The organism is Rickettsia endosymbiont of Ceutorhynchus obstrictus, from assembly GCF_964026565.1.
Lineage (GTDB): Bacteria > Pseudomonadota > Alphaproteobacteria > Rickettsiales > Rickettsiaceae > Rickettsia.
Window position 1 is genome coordinate 913,926 of sequence record NZ_OZ032162.1, and the last position, 15,350, is coordinate 929,275.

Below are 15,350 nucleotides of genomic sequence, written 5' to 3' on the forward strand. Positions count from 1 at the left end.
TTAAATCAATCTATTTTTTATTGTATCGGTAATTGCGATTGCTGAGCTTGCATTTGCTGTACCTGAGCCATTTTCCGTTGCTGTCTGATTTGCATTACTTCTTTGTCGGGTCTAAGGATCGATTGCGGTATCCCTCTATGTTCGGCAAGTAGTTTAAAACATAAATCCCAGTTGATATTGTCGTAAATCTCCGGGCAGAAATTACTAATACCGCTACGTTGGAAGAATCCTATTACTTGCTCAATACTATTAACTGCCGATGATTTTTGCGCTCTGGTTAAAGGTGAGACATAACTAACTTCAATGTCGGGTAGAGCATTTATTCCTTCTAATATCGGTAATTTGTTATACTTGGCTAAGATTCCGTAAATAGCTCTAATTAGCGGATTTAAAAACTCCGTTTCAATTCTGCCGACCATCGGCGACATCATCCGCATTTGCTCCTCATTTCTTATTTGCACCTCGGTTGCCGTCATTTCTTTATTTTCTTTCTGCATGCGAAATATATCAATATAAGAAGCCTTAAATATCGCATCTCGGCATTTATCTTGTTGCAGCTCCGTACACATAGGATTTTCCACTCTATTTAGCGGGCTTATCTTGTCAAGCGTGCCGTTGCGAAAAAAATTACTCGCTCCCGGCGTATCACGAAGCGGCAAGTGATAGCCGTCCTTCGGTATTAACCAAGAAGGTTGCTCCTGTTTTTGTACAACTTGTATGCCGGTTTTTCTAAAGGAATTTAACAGCTTAATATCCGGTAAAACGTGATGAGCAGGCGCATAGCCGTATACTTCACCTTCCTCCTTAATCCACCTGGTGACGAAAAACGGAAAGTAGGAATAACCGGACTCGGAGATAATTTTTTGCTCAGCTAAATAAATATATTCCGAGCTATAGCCGTGCTGATTGGTTTTACGATTAGTTTTGCTCTTTTCATTGGCAGGAGCTACGATATGTAATATCTCTATTTGTTCATCGGGGTCTTTTAGTAGCTTCTCTTTAAACGGCGCAAAGTCAGACCATTTGTTTGCCGCCGTCTTGACGTTCACCGTAAAAAGTCGATACATCGAATTAACAAAGCCGTATTTATCTTCTTCAAAATAACATTCTTTTAGACTAATATTGCGAAAAAACAGCCCTGACCGCAAATCCGGCTCTTCTTCGACATAAAATATACTAGTGCCAAATGCAGCAAGATTTAAAAAAAACTCGTGTATTTGATTATAAAAATTCGATCCCGGATTATTAAAAATATTTAAGATAGTGTTTTCTATCGTCTCCAACCATAATTTAACTTCCGGTAGCTCGTTTAATGGTTGTTCATCCTCGCTACCTTCTTGCTCTAACAAATTAATATTAAACCATTTAATAGCTCGATTAACCATTAAACTTTGCAAGCCTGAAGCTAATTGCTCCCTTGACCAAATAGAGGTTGAATCAAATATTTCCTTATTGCCGGTGGTTTGCGGACAGACATATTTTTTTAATTCGTCCCACACGGCGTTCCATTTCTCTCGTTTGGTCTTTAGCGTCTCAAAATATTCTATTTTATTACTTAATTCATCACGCATAACTATTTACTCTTTGGGAATAGGGATAATTTGTATTTGCTCTTAAATAAGGTGTTCCTAAACTTCTCGATACTTTTTTAAGTTTCTTCAAAAAATTCATATCATATAATACTTCCGAGCTGTATTTTTTGCCGTCTGCCGAAGTCATTTGCGGTAGCCCTAAACTTAAAGACTCAATATCTCCGAGCGAGGCAATTTTACCTAACGACTCCCCAAGCTGCGGCAAATCCTGTAATTTCGGTATTGTCGGCATATTAAAATGCGATAGCGATTGTTTTAAGCCGCCAAGCTCCGGAATTGCGGTTTTGTTACCGAATAAATCCTGCTGCCGTGAGAAAGGCGTATTACCGTATCCTCTTGCTCCTCTCTCAAACGTTGCTCTCTCAAGTCCTCCAAGACTTTTGCCTTTATTCATCATATTCATATAATGACCGATACCGAGTAAAGGTGCGGCATATTGTAACCCCGTTCCGAGTGACCCAAGCATAGAAGCACCGAAAGACCCGGATGTAGCAGCTGCACCTGCCGTAGCTCCGGTTGTTGCTGCTGCTCCGGTCGCACTACCCGCGGCAGCGGCAGGAGCAAGATACATACCTGCACCGAATGTTAAAGCTGCAAGTGCTGCTCCTTGCGTCAAACCCGTTAGCCTGTTAGCTTTTTTAAGTTTATTTGCCCGAAAACCTACCGCATTTCCCAAATTATCTAAATGTGCTTGGGCGCTATTGCTGTAATTATCTAACTGACTATTTAGGTTTTCAGTCTGTGATTTATGGCTGTTATATTCATTTTCTAATCTTTGTTGTTCATTCTGATAATTGCGGATAACATTCTCTAGTGTACTGCGAGCATTATTAAAATTGCCGGTATCTTGTAATAGCCTATTTTGTTGCGAGCTATAGGAGGACAACCTATTTTCTAAATTAGCTTTTTCACTCTCAAGCCCCGTATGCTCTTTGGTTATGGCGTCCATCTGCTGCCTTATGTTATTCTCTGCTTGCTCTCGCTGCTTCTTTAAATTATCCACGCTAGCGTGATATTTATTTATCTCGCCGCCGGCTTCTTCTTCGGTTAAACCTCTAAGCCTATCCTTTTGCTGTAAAACCGACTCGAACATTGATTGGAAATTACCCGGCAGCTTCTGCATTTCGCTTATTTTACCGGCAAGCGACGGAGCTTTACTTTTAAAAGCTTCAAAGGCTGCCTGCAATTCGTTTGCTTCCGATCCTAAACTTGTTTTTTGCTGCTCTAGATTCTGCAATCCCCTTTGATACTGCTCCACCTGATTTTGTAAGCGTCCGCTACTTTGTCCATGTTGATATTTCTGTTGTTCGATACTTTGCAATCTCTGTGCCGATTCGTATAATTGGTTGCTTAAATTATCAATAGCCGTTTGTGCTTCCGAGGCATAGCTGTTATATTCATTTAAGGCATTGTTATAATGGAATTTTTGCCTCTCGGTTTCTCTACCGGTTAAGTACTTGCCGCCCGGTACGTATTTACTTATCGCTCCGGTAATTGCCTTAAACGGCTTTTTAAATAATCCTCCCATTTTTTTAATCCCTTTTATTTATTATTTTTTATCTTTCTAAAGCGTTATAATCACTAATAACTTTATTATAGCGTAAATAATTAATATTAAAGCTTTCCTGCTGCGTGCCGGTTTTAGCATCCATTGCCAGATAACAAAAACTCTCTACTATATCGGTACATCTAGTCGAGCTTGAATGAGTACCACGCTTACTCGCATCAAACTCATATAAGCCGTTTAACCCTTCTCGGCATTTTCTCTCGTCTATTCGTAAATAGCTCGCCGTAAGTAAATTACGGGCTTTGTTTATCATTTCTTCCCGTAAGTATTTTCGTCCTAGCTCAAAAGGTACAAAGCCTAGCTTTTCCGCTATCTCGTTTGCTTGTTGTAATCGTGTATCCAAGGTCGGCATTTGACGCCTAGCCATATCATGAGGCAGCACATTTCTTCCATAAATATAGGGGCGAAGCCTTAAATGATTTAAATAAAACTCTAAGCCTTTGCCTCTGTTAATATAGAAATCTATAATATCCAGCCCCTTTTTCTTTTCCTGTACAAACCAAATACTAGTGTAATCAACTATGCCGATATCCCAATAAGTATTCACCTTGTAAGCCGGATCGTAAGGCAGCTGAGTTATGCGTCCTTCCGCTTCGGCAAGTCTTAACTGCTCGACAAACGTACCGCCTTGATCGGCGCGTTTGTAACGATAGGCTTCAAAGTCGCAATAAAATTCTCGGCGGATTTCTTCAGTTGTCATGTCTACTGATTTAAGGCTTGCAACCGCCACTAAAGGCTTGCTATCATGATCCGTAGTATCTTCAATGGTTTTTATTTCGCAAAATGCCGTTTTATCGTCTTTATATTTTAAATATAACTCTTCGCCGTGTATTAATTTTGGATCATCGGCAGGCGTATATAAATAAAGCAGCCACGAATTATTGCGTATTACCATCGGCTCTATTACCGAACTCATCGCCCTTGGGTCGTGATAAGAATATTCGGAAATCACTGCTCCTTTAATACCGCTTCCTCTAATACTACTATAGCGATCACTACCGACAAACTGAATTACCGAACCGTTTTTAAATACTATTCGCTGCTTATATTGCTGTGATTTAGCAATAGCTGCCTCCGGAATAAAAGACATATAAGGGCGCCCCTCTAAAGTCATACCCTGCCATATCGCCTTTTTAGCTTGTTCATAGGTTGGATATACATACCAGTACAGCCCAACTTCACGTAGTGCGGCTGCCGTAATCCAGTTAATACCCATTATGTCTTTACCTGATCTTCTATGCCATACCGCTATTGCTATCTTGCCGCCATTATACAGATAACGCCACAAAGGTAATTGAAACGGATAAGGTGACCAATTAACAGGGAATTTTATAGTTTTTTGTTTACTTGTTTTGTTATTACTAGTTATTTGCTTCTTCTTCATTTTCTGCTTCTGCTCTATAAGCTTCTATCTCAAAAATATCCATGTCATTTGAATTTATCTGCATATTATCCGGTTTTTTAATTTCGCTAACGTTTTTGATATTAGTTTGATATTTCGGTGAATTAGCCTTTAAATACTCCAGCAAACTCCTAGAACAATATTTTTTCTTACGTGCTATGCATTCACCTTGTTCGTTATAAGTTAATTCCTCATAGCCGTTAATAGCCCGATCATAGAGTACGGCTTCAGCTCTTTCGGATGCGTATCTAAGCGCAAGACTGACGCATTTAGTTAAATATTTGTCATCATGAATTAGTTTGTGTAAATGTATAGGAGATCCTACTATTACCTTCTTAGCAGCAAGACCGATATTGCCTATTTCGCATAGCTCTTGCAGAAAAATAACAATATTATCCCGGGAGCCGAATTTATCAATCGTGCTAGCTGCTATTTTATTTAAATGTTTATCAAATAATTTGTAATTTTTTGAGCTATAAATTTTAATCACAAAAATACCTCCAATCCCTGTATTATAGAGGCTTTTACCATGGATTACAAATGGAAGAGATCATAAAATATATCTTAATCATTGTTAAGCTTTTCTATTTATATGATAAAATACTCATATAAGATTATTATTTAGAATTTAAAAGAAGCTATACTTGCATCATACATTAAATATTAATAAAAAGTTATTGAGTAATATATCAAACTTGATATATTACCTATATGAAAAAATGGACTATAGAATTTATAAATAAAGTTGCAGAAAAAGAAGTAAAGAAGCTTACTTACGATCTGCAAGCCGATTTTTTATATGTATGCGAATTGCTTATTGAATTTAGCCCACATAATGTAGGGATGCCACATACAAGAAATATAGAAGGCAAATTTTGGGAATTAAGGTTACGTGGTAAAGATAATATAGCAAGATCAATATATTATTTAGCTATAGATAAGAAAATAGTTATATTGCACACATTTATCAAAAAAACGGAAAAAACCCCTAAAGCTGCCATTTTAATAGCTAAAACTAGATTAAAGGAAGGTTGTTATGAAAAACTTTGAGGAATTTAAAAAAGAGTTATTATTGAACCCTAAAGTAGCAAAAGCTTATGAAGAACGGAAAATAGAATTTGAGATAGCAGAAACTTTAATAAGAGCACGTATTGCCTCTCATATGACTCAAAACGATGTTGCTAAAAAAATGTCTACTTCTCAAGCTCAAATAGCAAGAATGGAAAGCGGACATCATATCCCTAATTTTCTAAGTATCCAAAGATATGCTAAAGCTGTAAAACAAAAAATTAACGTATTAATCACGCCATAGATTCTAATAATAATTCAGAAGAAACAGTTTAACCCAAGCTTATAATAATATCTTACTAGCTTGAATATTTTTTAATTTTTCTTCGATAAGTTATTACTAAAAAGAAACCAAAGAGATTTTTTAAAATCTGATATTCAAGATATTAATAAGCAAATAGAAGATGCTGAAGATCAATATTTTTGTTATAAAATACTTTCAACTTATGATAAAGACAGCTGTTGATTAATGTAGGTTATTGATTAATGATTAAACTACTAAACTTTAGAAAGGGATTATTTACGTGATTGAAACGCCTCAATTTTTTATAGATGATTATCATACATGGTTAAAAGATAAAACAGATTGGCAGCAATTAACAAATTGCATAGAGATCACTACTCCCTACCTTGATCGGCATAATGATTATATCCAAATTTATCTAAAGCAGGAAAAAAACTATTATATCCTGACTGATGATAGTTATACTCTTGAAGATTTAGAGCAATCAGGATATGCATTGGACTATCCCGCTAGACAAAAATTTTTAGAAACGACACTTAACGGCTTTGGAATAGAGAGGAACGACAACGAATTATTTACCGAAATTAACCATCGGAATTTTGCCTTAAATAAACATAACCTTATCCAAGCAATTTTAGCTGTTAATTATCTGTTTTATAGCAAGGTTGAATGTTAAATTATTATTTGAATAGATTAGCTATTTACAAAAATATAAATTTATCAAAAAACGGAAAATTTTTTTTTATTAACCGATTAATTCCCTCCGCAAAAATTTTTTTCAAACTCCCCCCAAGTGTGCCAAGAATGCAGAATCAGAAGAAGAGGATGCAATGCTGTATTTGACATGGTGGAAGGTCCACCGGAATCGAGCTGGTATGAGCAGATTCCAAACAACCTTAAGCTGCTGTATTCTAAGGAATATGGTAGTGAGCGTTAAGGAAAAGGCCCGCAAGGGTCATGTGAGATTTATGTAGGTAAACGAAAGTGAATTGCTGTAATTAAGTGTCGAAAGAGGGTTAAGTTCTCTGTCAAAACCTTTGGCTTTTGGGGGCTGAAGGGATAAGTTAGCTAACTGTCATACAATAGTTGAGCTATCGGCGAGCGGCACAGGAGGCAGTACGAACATAAATTAGGGTCAGATATGGAACTTGGGAATCAATAGCACTTTCCAGCTATTGAGGCAGATGCAGTTGTAGTAGTGAAGAAGCTTCTGTAATGGGAGTGGAGCGAAGGGCTGCATGTGGAGCGACATAAAAAAAAATTAACAACTAAGCTAATTAAAGAAGGATTAATTAATATTATGTCAAAGAGGTACAACATTGCCTCAAATCCACAAAGAGCCGTATGAGGCGAGAGTCTCACGTACGGTTCTGTGAGCACCTCTGGTCAATACAGGGGTGACTCGATCCCCCTTCCTAAAGCCAAACTACCCCCTACCGTAGATTTAAGTCTCAGATCCGGCAAAAAAATAAGAAAAAACGGCAAAAAGTGGCTAAAAAACAACAATATTTGCCTTAATTTGTTAAATTATCCTTAGCCCTCTGCTATTCCATCAGAGGGCTAAACACTTAGAACCCTAATAACTATAAGGATTTGATTAGGCTTTTAGTTTCATATGCTCCTTATATGTTCCGGGCAACGAATAACCGGGAAAATAAATATTATAATTACTATAATTTCTTCCTGCTCATACAATTAATCTATAAATATATAAATAACTACTTACTTATTATTAACTATTAATATAAATAATACTTTTATTATATTTAATAATTAAATATTAAATATTTCTTAATAAAGCTCCTCTAATTTTCTTTCAAAAAATAAAAAATTATAAGTTAATAATAATTAGTATTATTCTTTATTATTTCGTTGTTTTGTTCAATGTTCCCCTTATTGCCGCTGAAAAGTCACAAAATTTTTATAATTTTGGTAAATATTAAAAAAATTATAAAAATTATTATTTTATCCGCTGTACTTCAAAAATTTCCCACGGTAATGGTGGTCTAAAGCGTTATTTAACTAATAACGTTTTATATATTAATAATTACTAACTATAAACTTAACAATTAATAATAGGTTTTTTATGTTTAACGTTAAAATTGACGGTACTAATTTTTATAAGCTTCATAATATTGACAAACATGATTTGACTAGAGCTTTTTTTCAAGGCGAAGTAGAATTTAATTTTAAATTAATAATAGAATATTACAGAAAAAATAAACATTTTAATAATATATACCAAAAAATTTATGAGGATTTGACTGCTTGGAATATATATTATGAACCACATGAAACCCAAACTTTTAAAGAAGAATTAATTATGAAGCAAGGTTTTCTTCCTTTTAGTTATGAGGGTAAAAACTTGATCGCTTTATGTAGAGATTTAAATGATGGTTGGTTTCACTGTTACGAAACGCAATTAGAAAAATACGCTCAACAAGTAACTAAAAAAAGTACCGAAGTTTACAATGATAAAGTATTTTATTTAAATAGCTATCGTTGATAAAAAAAGCCTAAAGTTAAGCTAATTTATAAGCTTAACTTTTCTTTTATAAGCACTATATAAGTTTAATTTAAGCTTTATTTAATAATAATAATTTAATTAGCACAAAATATTATATAAGCGTTGTTATTGTTTCGGGGGTAGTAACCTAATTATTTTTTTACTTAAGTAATACAATTAATCTATAAACAGATAAGTAATTTATGAATTACTTATCATTAACTATTAATATAAATAATATCCTTATTATGTTTAGTAATTAAATATTAAACATTTCTTAATAAAAATCTTCTAATTCTTCTTTTAAAAATAAAAAATTATAAGTTAAATAATAATTAGTATTAATATAGCTAGTAATTAATAATTGCTAGCTATATTTAATTGCTAACGAAAAATAGCAAATTTATTATTTTATAGTTTTTATAATAAAATATAGCCCAAATATTTAAATTCCCTAACTTTGCCGCAAGAAAGAGACACTAATAAAAATAATTATAATAACAATAAAATAGTAATAAAAAATCGTAAATACTTATCTTTCCTACTTTATAAAGTTTGTAACAAACTTACAAATCCTTATTCTTATCAGGTTTTTACCCTTTTACCGCCAAAAAGAGACAGTAGTAAAAATAATTACAATAATAATAAAAATAATGATTTCCCGCCTTGACTTCAAAATTACTTCATGACATCGATAGGATAACGACAAAAAAACTAATAATTATATATAAGTAAAAAAATTACACTAACAATAGTAATAAATAAATTTATAAATAAATATTTTTTTATCGTTATGAAGTAAATAGATCACAATAACAACTTAACTATTAATAAATTGTGAAATTTAAAACTTTAATAAACTTAACAATTAATAATTAATAATAAAAAACGAGGTTAATTTATGATTATTTCTAAAGAGTGGACAGTGCCGGCTAATTTAAAATTAATAAAAGTTACCGAGTACAATTGTAACAAAGTGCTAGTCGGATTATTTGCGGAGGAATTTGAAGCGATTATAAGATACGTAACCGGAATAACACTAGCTAGCGAAGTACAAGTTGATATAGAAAATGACCAATACCTATGCTCACAGGGAGGAGGCAAATTTATCCTTACTATTGAACGTAAAAACTTTTCTATCACCCCCGACGATTATCAAGGCAAGCAATTAGAAACTAAAAATTTTGATTTGTTTATCGGTACGTTTAACCATAAGCGGGAAAATATAAATATTAAAATAGAAGCTATGCTTGTGGACACGATTACCAAAAAGCCGACCACTATAGATAAGGTCTTATAAATAATAATAATAAAATACGAGGTTAATATGGCTAAATATAAAATTACTAATACTAAATTAAACATCGATGATATTAAAACCAAAATTATTTACTCTAATAATAATGGTTGTACGGAAAAAGAAGTAAAAGAATTGTCAGATATATTTGAAACGCTAATAACGTGCATAGTGATAGCAAGAACGTCGGAAAATTTAAGCGAACGTTTTAATATTTATTTAAATAACAACAAAATATCGACGAAAGCAAGCGGCAAGTACGGCAACAAGTGCAGTAATTTTCAATTAAAAATCAATCGTGTAAGACAAGAATCCGACGATGACGAAGACCACGCTGACTTTTGGTTACCTTATGACTGTTTTAAGGGAGTATTTAAACATAAAATGACTAATAAAGCATTAGCAATAGGTGGGGCTATTACTGATAGCCGGGGTGAAGAACTTATATTTGAACAGATTGCACCTATTTAAACCGGCTTAAGCTACGCTAAATTATTTATTTAGCGTACCTTCGTAACTTTTTTAATAAACAATTAACAATAAAAAACGAGGTTAATATGACTAATGAAAATGATTATAACAAACTTATAGTACACAAAATAGACTTTACGGTTAATGATGATTTTGAAACAGTAGAATATAACGAGGAATTAATCGGCGAATATTATCAAGATGAATTAGAGCCGACCAATGACTATAACGACTGGGCTGATCAAATCAACGAAATGTTTTGGAGCGAAATAGGTTGCCAAGGCACGTATTATGAACCTAAAACTTTCAATGAAGCAATAGCTTTGGAATGCACTTTAATGCCTTTTAAATATCAAGGTAAAAATATGTTAGCTTTGCAGAATCGAGAGAAAGGTCATTATACTGCTCGGCTAAGGGCATATAAATTATTAACGGATGTTATAATTACTAATAATATATACTATTTTACCTCCGAAGGTAAATTTCATGATTACGCTGAAACTTTTATAGAAAAGGATATGCTTGATATGATTCAAAGAGCATATACACGAGCATTAAAGTATAACCACTTAGTCTCCGGCGATAAAATTCAAGACTATCAACTTCCAAAAACTAGCTCTTAAACCGAAGGTATTTTACTTTTTTAATAAACTAATAACAAACAACGAGGTTAATATGATTACTAACTATTTGAGCCGACTTAACAAAAAATTTTATATTATACGTAAAATAGACTTTACGACTAACAGCGAGGCTGAGGCGTTAGAATATAACGACGAATTAATTACTACGTATTACAAAGACAAGCCGGAAATAACTAATAAGAATAATTCGCTGGAGGATAGGCTTGATTTAATATTTTGTAATAATAACTTAGATTATGGCATATATTATGAACCTTTAATTTTTAACGAAATAATAGCTTTAGAATGTGGCTTAATACCTATTAAATATAATAAAAAGGGTATGTTAGCTTCGCCCTGTTACGGAATGGAGTTAATCACTTGGCTAGGAAATTATGAATTATTAGCGAACATTATAATTAATAACCGAGGTAACTTTTTTACCTCTACCGGTAAAATTTCTAAGAATTTCAAAAATCTTATGGACAAAAACCTAGCCGAGAAAATCCTAAAAATATATTTAAAAGTATCAAAAACCCTTAACAATAAAACTAAAGAGAATTAGGCTTTTACTAATTCAAAAGTAAAATTATAACTTTCGCAAGCCGCCCTTAGTGCTTGGGCGTAGTTGCCTGTAATCCAGCTACCGATAAAAGGTGTTTCCGGTTTAAGTTTTATTTGTTTTGAATCGTTATTTTCTTCAACCGCTTCTAATCTACTAAACCAAGATTTATCCACAGCCTCGCCGTAATGTGCTATCAAATATTGCCTTACTTTATACCATATCGAATTAGGATTTAACCCCGCAAGCCCGATATAGCCGTTGCTAAGCGTTTTTGCTGTTTGTTTAGGCGCATTGCCGGTAAAAGGCAAGATTTCCAAACGCTGTATTTCCTGCCCATACACCGCTTGTATTTCTTGAAGCAATCGAGTTTTAACATAATCGGACAAAGTAATATTTTTTGTTAATTTTAGTTGATAAGCCTCCGAGGCAATTTTAGAAAACTCACAAGAGCGTAATAAAGGCTCAGCGATATCCGGTTCAAAAACTGCCGCTATCTTTCGCTCTAATTGTGCCTTTTGACTTGTACCTAAGCTATATTCTTTTTCAGCTAAATACTCATCTCGTGCTTTAGTAGCTTCATCCGTTTTAAACCTAAAGCCCTCATTATTCACGACCGGTGCTTGTCGCAGCTCATAAGTCAAAGCTTTAGCCATGTAATTTAAAACCGCTTTTTTGTTATAAAATTTATTATTTGGGTATTGCTCAGCAAGTTTCATCAGTAATTTATTCATATAGCTTAAGTTAAATTCTCGATTTGATCGAAGCCGCAATATGCCTGCCTCTTCTTCGGTTAACGGATGGAATTCGGATAATTTCCTACCACCACACCATTTTTTTGCCTTATCGATAAGCGTAGAAATGGGATTAGAGGAAGCAGGAGGGGGAGCGGAAGCACTAGAACCGGAATCGGTGGAGTGAGAATTTGCTTCTGACGGGGGTGTAGGAGTTTTTGCCGGGTCGTTTTTATTACTTATTTCTAAATTTTTATTAACAAAATTAGATTTATCTATATCTATATCTTTATCTCTATATTTATACTTAGATATAGATATATCTATTATATTGTCTTGTTGAAAATTATTTTCGGTTAACCCGAAATTTTTTTCCGGTTCAGTGGAAATATTTTTCTTATAAGGTTCAAATTTTTTTACCAGCTTTATACACGGCACATTACGGCATTTTACATAATGTTTTACCACTGTATTTAAAGTAAGCTTAATAAAACCGCCGTCATGCAATTCAAGCAAGCACTGCCTTATACGTTTCTGACATACCCCTATTAGCTGCTCAAAATAATAATAACTTTCCTGCAATTCATTTAATTCATCATTTGCCCCCTCTAAAATCTTATCGTTTTGTAATCGCGAAACTATCAATGATAAAACTTGCCGTGCGGATTTACTTAAAACTTTACCCTCGCTAGAGGTCAGCGTACGCCACTCAGGAGGGATGAAATTACCGACTATATTATAAAAAATGGTATCGCTAGAATTAGAATTTTTAATAGAAATTGCGTCAAAAGGTGTAACTATTTTTGACATATTACCCCCCTCTGAAACCCAGTTAAGAAGAGGCTTGGCGAGCTATTACGCCGATCGAAAATTAAGTCAAAAGGCGAATAAAAGGAGCATATGGGGTTTTTAGTATATTTTAATAAAGCCCTAAAACCCGATAGTAATGCGGTGAGGCGAGGGGGGCTTGCACCCCAGACCTTCTGCCTGTCACGCAGAAGGTCGCGGGTTCGAGTCCCGTCACTCCCGCCAGTTCCTGCTGGGGTTTTCAGGGCTTTCTGGGGCTTTTCTAAATTTTCTAAAAACTCCGTATGTTCCTTTTATTCGCCTTTTGACTTAATTTTCGAGCGGTGTAATAGCTCGCCAAGCCTCTTCCTGACTGGATTTCAGAGGGAGGTAATATGCAAAAAATAGTTACACCTTTTCCTACTTCCACAACTGTAAATGATACTATTTTTTATAATTTAGTCGGTAATTTTATACCGCCTGAATGGCGTAATTTGACCTCTAGCGACGGTAAAATTTTAAGTAAAACCGCTCGGCAAGTTTTATCATTGATAGTTTCGCAGTTACAAAATGATCAGATTTCCGACGGGGTAAATGATGAGTTACAGGAAAGTTATTATTATTTTGAGCAGCTACTCGGGGTATGTCAGAAACGTATCAGGCAGTGTTTGCTGGAATTACGGGACGGCGGTTTTATTAAGCTTACTTTAAATACAGTGGTAAAACATTATGTAAAATGCCGTAATGTGCCGTGTATAAAACTAGCAAAAAATTTTGAGCCTTACCGGAAAAATCTTTCTGCTGAACCGGAAAAAAGTTTCGGGTTCAACGGAAAGATTTTAGAAGCAGACAATATAATAGATAATAGTATATCTATAAATAAATCTAGATATCTCGACGAATCTAATTTTATAAATAAAAATTTAGAAATAAATAATAAAAACAACCCTGCAAAAACTCCTACACCCCCGTCAGAAGCAAATTCTCACTCCACCGGTTCTGGTTCTAGTGCTTCCGCTTCTGCTTCCTCTAATCCCATTTCTACGCTTATCGATAAGGCAAAAGAATGGTGCGGCGGTAGGAAATTATCCGAATTCCATCCGTTAACTGAGGAAGACGGCATTTGGCTAAGAAATAAATCAGGACGTGAGTTTAACCTGCGATATATCAATAATCTACTGATGAGACTAGCCGAAAAACTCCCAGATAATCGATTTTACGGCAAAAAGTCGGTATTAAACTATATGGCTATGGCATTGCTGTATGAAAAGCGTACGGTAGAAGTTGCCAATAACGAAAGCTTTAATTTTGGGCTTGAAGCTGCCGTTAAGAAGAGGGAAGAATATTTAAAGAAAAAAGAATATAGCCAAGAGACAACACCGCAAGCACAATTAGAGCGAAAGATAGCGGCAGTTTTTGAACCGGATATAGCTTACCCTTTATTACGCTCTTGTGAGTTTTCTAAAATTGCCTCGGAGGCTTATCAACTAAAATTAACAAAAAATATTACTTTGTCCGATTATGTTAAAACTCGATTGCTTCAAGAAATACAAGCGGTATATGGTCAGGAAATACAGCGTTTGGAAGTCTTGCCTTTTACCGGCAATGCGCCTAAACAAACAGCAAAAACGCTTAGCAACAGTTATATCGGGCTTGCGGGGTTAAATCCTAATTCGATATGGTACAAAGTAAGGCAATATTTGATAGCACACTATGGCGAGGCTATTGATAAATCTTGGTTTAGTAGATTAGAAGCGGTTGAAGAAAATAACGATTCAAAACAAATAAAACTTAAACCGGAAACACCTTTTATAGGGGCGTGGATCATTAGTAAAAACCTAATTCTCTTTAGTTTTATTGTTAAGGGTTTTTGATACTTTTAAATATATTTTTAGGATTTTCTCGGCTAGGTTTTTGTCCATAAGATTTTTGAAATTCTTAGAAATTTTACCGGTAGAGGTAAAAAAGTTACCTCGGTTATTAATTATAATGTTCGCTAATAATTCATAATTTCCTAGCCAAGCGATTAACTCCATTCCGTAACAGGGCGAAGCTAACATACCCTTTTTATTATATTTAATAGCTATTAAGCCACATTCTAAAGCTATTATTTCGTTAAAAATTAAAGGTTCATAATATATGCCATAATCTAAGTTATTATTACAAAATATTAAATCAAGCCTATCCTCCAGCGAATTATTCTTATTAGTTATTTCCGGCTTGTCTTTGTAATACGTAGTAATTAATTCGTCGTTATATTCTAACGCCTCAGCCTCGCTGTTAGTCGTAAAGTCTATTTTACGTATAATATAAAATTTTTTGTTAAGTCGTTCTAAATAGTTAATAACCATATTAACCTCGTTTTTTATTGTTAATTGTTAATTTTAAGTTGTATTAAATTATACTTTTAAATTTGTTATTTTTTAGTTGCCTTCTATTTTATCGTTTTGTATACTAAGCTTTCATTTTGTTGTTATTGTTATTAATTTATTAAAAAG

Annotated in this window: 16 protein-coding genes; 10 read left to right on the forward strand and 6 right to left on the reverse strand. The window is 34.0% G+C overall.

Annotation, left to right across the window (positions count from 1 at the left end):
• Positions 1 to 17 precede the first annotated feature (17 nt).
• From AAGD64_RS05175 to AAGD64_RS05190, 4 genes are read right to left on the reverse strand one after another with little or no spacing between them, the layout of a single operon-like run.
• A complete protein-coding gene (locus AAGD64_RS05175; RefSeq protein WP_341794129.1) occupies positions 18 to 1,571 on the reverse strand; it encodes a portal protein in 1,554 nt (517 codons plus the stop codon).
• The gene (locus AAGD64_RS05180; protein ID WP_341794130.1) at positions 1,564 to 3,120 is read right to left on the reverse strand and encodes a hypothetical protein; all 1,557 of its coding nucleotides are present in this window, start codon (positions 3,118 to 3,120) and stop codon (positions 1,564 to 1,566) included. Before AAGD64_RS05180 ends, AAGD64_RS05175 begins: the two co-directional genes overlap by 8 nt.
• Before the next feature lie 28 nt (positions 3,121 to 3,148).
• Positions 3,149 to 4,543, reverse strand: coding sequence for a hypothetical protein (locus tag AAGD64_RS05185; RefSeq protein WP_341794131.1), 1,395 nt, complete (start codon positions 4,541 to 4,543; stop codon positions 3,149 to 3,151).
• Entirely contained in the window at positions 4,521 to 5,051 is a 531-nt protein-coding gene (locus tag AAGD64_RS05190) for a hypothetical protein (RefSeq protein WP_341794132.1), read from the reverse strand. Before AAGD64_RS05190 ends, AAGD64_RS05185 begins: the two co-directional genes overlap by 23 nt.
• Positions 5,052 to 5,272: 221 nt before the next feature.
• Between AAGD64_RS05190 and AAGD64_RS05195 the strand changes: the two genes are divergently transcribed.
• The 9 genes from AAGD64_RS05195 (at position 5,273) to AAGD64_RS05235 (ending at position 11,335) form a co-directional block, all read left to right on the forward strand.
• The gene (locus tag AAGD64_RS05195; protein ID WP_341792645.1) at positions 5,273 to 5,611 is read left to right on the forward strand and encodes a type II toxin-antitoxin system RelE/ParE family toxin; all 339 of its coding nucleotides are present in this window, start codon (positions 5,273 to 5,275) and stop codon (positions 5,609 to 5,611) included.
• Complete coding sequence (locus AAGD64_RS05200; protein WP_341792615.1) at positions 5,598 to 5,873, forward strand: helix-turn-helix transcriptional regulator; 276 nt, start codon at positions 5,598 to 5,600, stop codon at positions 5,871 to 5,873. Before AAGD64_RS05195 ends, AAGD64_RS05200 begins: the two co-directional genes overlap by 14 nt.
• Positions 5,874 to 6,153: 280 nt before the next feature.
• Positions 6,154 to 6,549, forward strand: coding sequence for a DUF1828 domain-containing protein (locus AAGD64_RS05205; RefSeq protein ID WP_341792616.1), 396 nt, complete (start codon positions 6,154 to 6,156; stop codon positions 6,547 to 6,549).
• Between the two features lie 1,410 nt (positions 6,550 to 7,959).
• A complete protein-coding gene (locus AAGD64_RS05210; RefSeq protein ID WP_341792617.1) occupies positions 7,960 to 8,379 on the forward strand; it encodes a hypothetical protein in 420 nt (139 codons plus the stop codon).
• A gap of 460 nt (positions 8,380 to 8,839) precedes the next feature.
• Positions 8,840 to 9,049, forward strand: a complete 210-nt coding sequence (locus AAGD64_RS05215) for a hypothetical protein (RefSeq protein ID WP_341792618.1) — start codon at positions 8,840 to 8,842, stop codon at positions 9,047 to 9,049.
• A gap of 231 nt (positions 9,050 to 9,280) precedes the next feature.
• Complete coding sequence (locus AAGD64_RS05220) at positions 9,281 to 9,679, forward strand: hypothetical protein (RefSeq protein ID WP_341792619.1); 399 nt, start codon at positions 9,281 to 9,283, stop codon at positions 9,677 to 9,679.
• Positions 9,680 to 9,706: 27 nt separating this feature from the next.
• Positions 9,707 to 10,147, forward strand: coding sequence for a hypothetical protein (locus tag AAGD64_RS05225; RefSeq protein WP_341792620.1), 441 nt, complete (start codon positions 9,707 to 9,709; stop codon positions 10,145 to 10,147).
• Between the two features lie 86 nt (positions 10,148 to 10,233).
• A complete protein-coding gene (locus AAGD64_RS05230; protein WP_341792621.1) occupies positions 10,234 to 10,770 on the forward strand; it encodes a hypothetical protein in 537 nt (178 codons plus the stop codon).
• A gap of 52 nt (positions 10,771 to 10,822) precedes the next feature.
• A complete protein-coding gene (locus AAGD64_RS05235; RefSeq protein WP_341792622.1) occupies positions 10,823 to 11,335 on the forward strand; it encodes a hypothetical protein in 513 nt (170 codons plus the stop codon).
• Here AAGD64_RS05235 and AAGD64_RS05240 read toward each other — a convergent pair.
• Positions 11,332 to 12,876 (reverse strand): DnaA N-terminal domain-containing protein, encoded by a 1,545-nt coding sequence (locus AAGD64_RS05240; protein WP_341792623.1) that lies wholly within the window; start codon positions 12,874 to 12,876, stop codon positions 11,332 to 11,334. The two genes, AAGD64_RS05235 and AAGD64_RS05240, sit on opposite strands and share 4 nt — an antisense overlap.
• 371 nt (positions 12,877 to 13,247) lie before the next feature.
• Between AAGD64_RS05240 and AAGD64_RS05245 the strand changes: the two genes are divergently transcribed.
• On the forward strand, positions 13,248 to 14,726 hold the full coding sequence (locus AAGD64_RS05245) for a hypothetical protein (RefSeq protein ID WP_341792624.1): 1,479 nt from the start codon (positions 13,248 to 13,250) through the stop codon (positions 14,724 to 14,726).
• Here AAGD64_RS05245 and AAGD64_RS05250 read toward each other — a convergent pair.
• Complete coding sequence (locus tag AAGD64_RS05250; RefSeq protein ID WP_341792625.1) at positions 14,691 to 15,203, reverse strand: hypothetical protein; 513 nt, start codon at positions 15,201 to 15,203, stop codon at positions 14,691 to 14,693. The two genes, AAGD64_RS05245 and AAGD64_RS05250, sit on opposite strands and share 36 nt — an antisense overlap.
• Between the last annotated feature and the right edge of the window lie 147 nt (positions 15,204 to 15,350).

Bases quoted from the DNA above. Each gene is read 5' to 3' on its own strand.
- AAGD64_RS05175 (WP_341794129.1), bottom strand. From the start codon at position 1,571: ATGCGTGATGAATTAAGTAATAAAATAGAATATTTTGAGACGCTAAAG.
- AAGD64_RS05180 (WP_341794130.1), bottom strand. From the start codon at position 3,120: ATGGGAGGATTATTTAAAAAGCCGTTTAAGGCAATTACCGGAGCGATA.
- AAGD64_RS05185 (WP_341794131.1), bottom strand. From the start codon at position 4,543: ATGAAGAAGAAGCAAATAACTAGTAATAACAAAACAAGTAAACAAAAA.
- AAGD64_RS05195 (WP_341792645.1), top strand. From the start codon at position 5,273: ATGAAAAAATGGACTATAGAATTTATAAATAAAGTTGCAGAAAAAGAA.
- AAGD64_RS05200 (WP_341792615.1), top strand. From the start codon at position 5,598: ATGAAAAACTTTGAGGAATTTAAAAAAGAGTTATTATTGAACCCTAAA.
- AAGD64_RS05210 (WP_341792617.1), top strand. From the start codon at position 7,960: ATGTTTAACGTTAAAATTGACGGTACTAATTTTTATAAGCTTCATAAT.
- AAGD64_RS05220 (WP_341792619.1), top strand. From the start codon at position 9,281: ATGATTATTTCTAAAGAGTGGACAGTGCCGGCTAATTTAAAATTAATA.
- AAGD64_RS05225 (WP_341792620.1), top strand. From the start codon at position 9,707: ATGGCTAAATATAAAATTACTAATACTAAATTAAACATCGATGATATT.
- AAGD64_RS05230 (WP_341792621.1), top strand. From the start codon at position 10,234: ATGACTAATGAAAATGATTATAACAAACTTATAGTACACAAAATAGAC.
- AAGD64_RS05235 (WP_341792622.1), top strand. From the start codon at position 10,823: ATGATTACTAACTATTTGAGCCGACTTAACAAAAAATTTTATATTATA.
- AAGD64_RS05240 (WP_341792623.1), bottom strand. From the start codon at position 12,876: ATGTCAAAAATAGTTACACCTTTTGACGCAATTTCTATTAAAAATTCT.
- AAGD64_RS05245 (WP_341792624.1), top strand. From the start codon at position 13,248: ATGCAAAAAATAGTTACACCTTTTCCTACTTCCACAACTGTAAATGAT.
- AAGD64_RS05250 (WP_341792625.1), bottom strand. From the start codon at position 15,203: ATGGTTATTAACTATTTAGAACGACTTAACAAAAAATTTTATATTATA.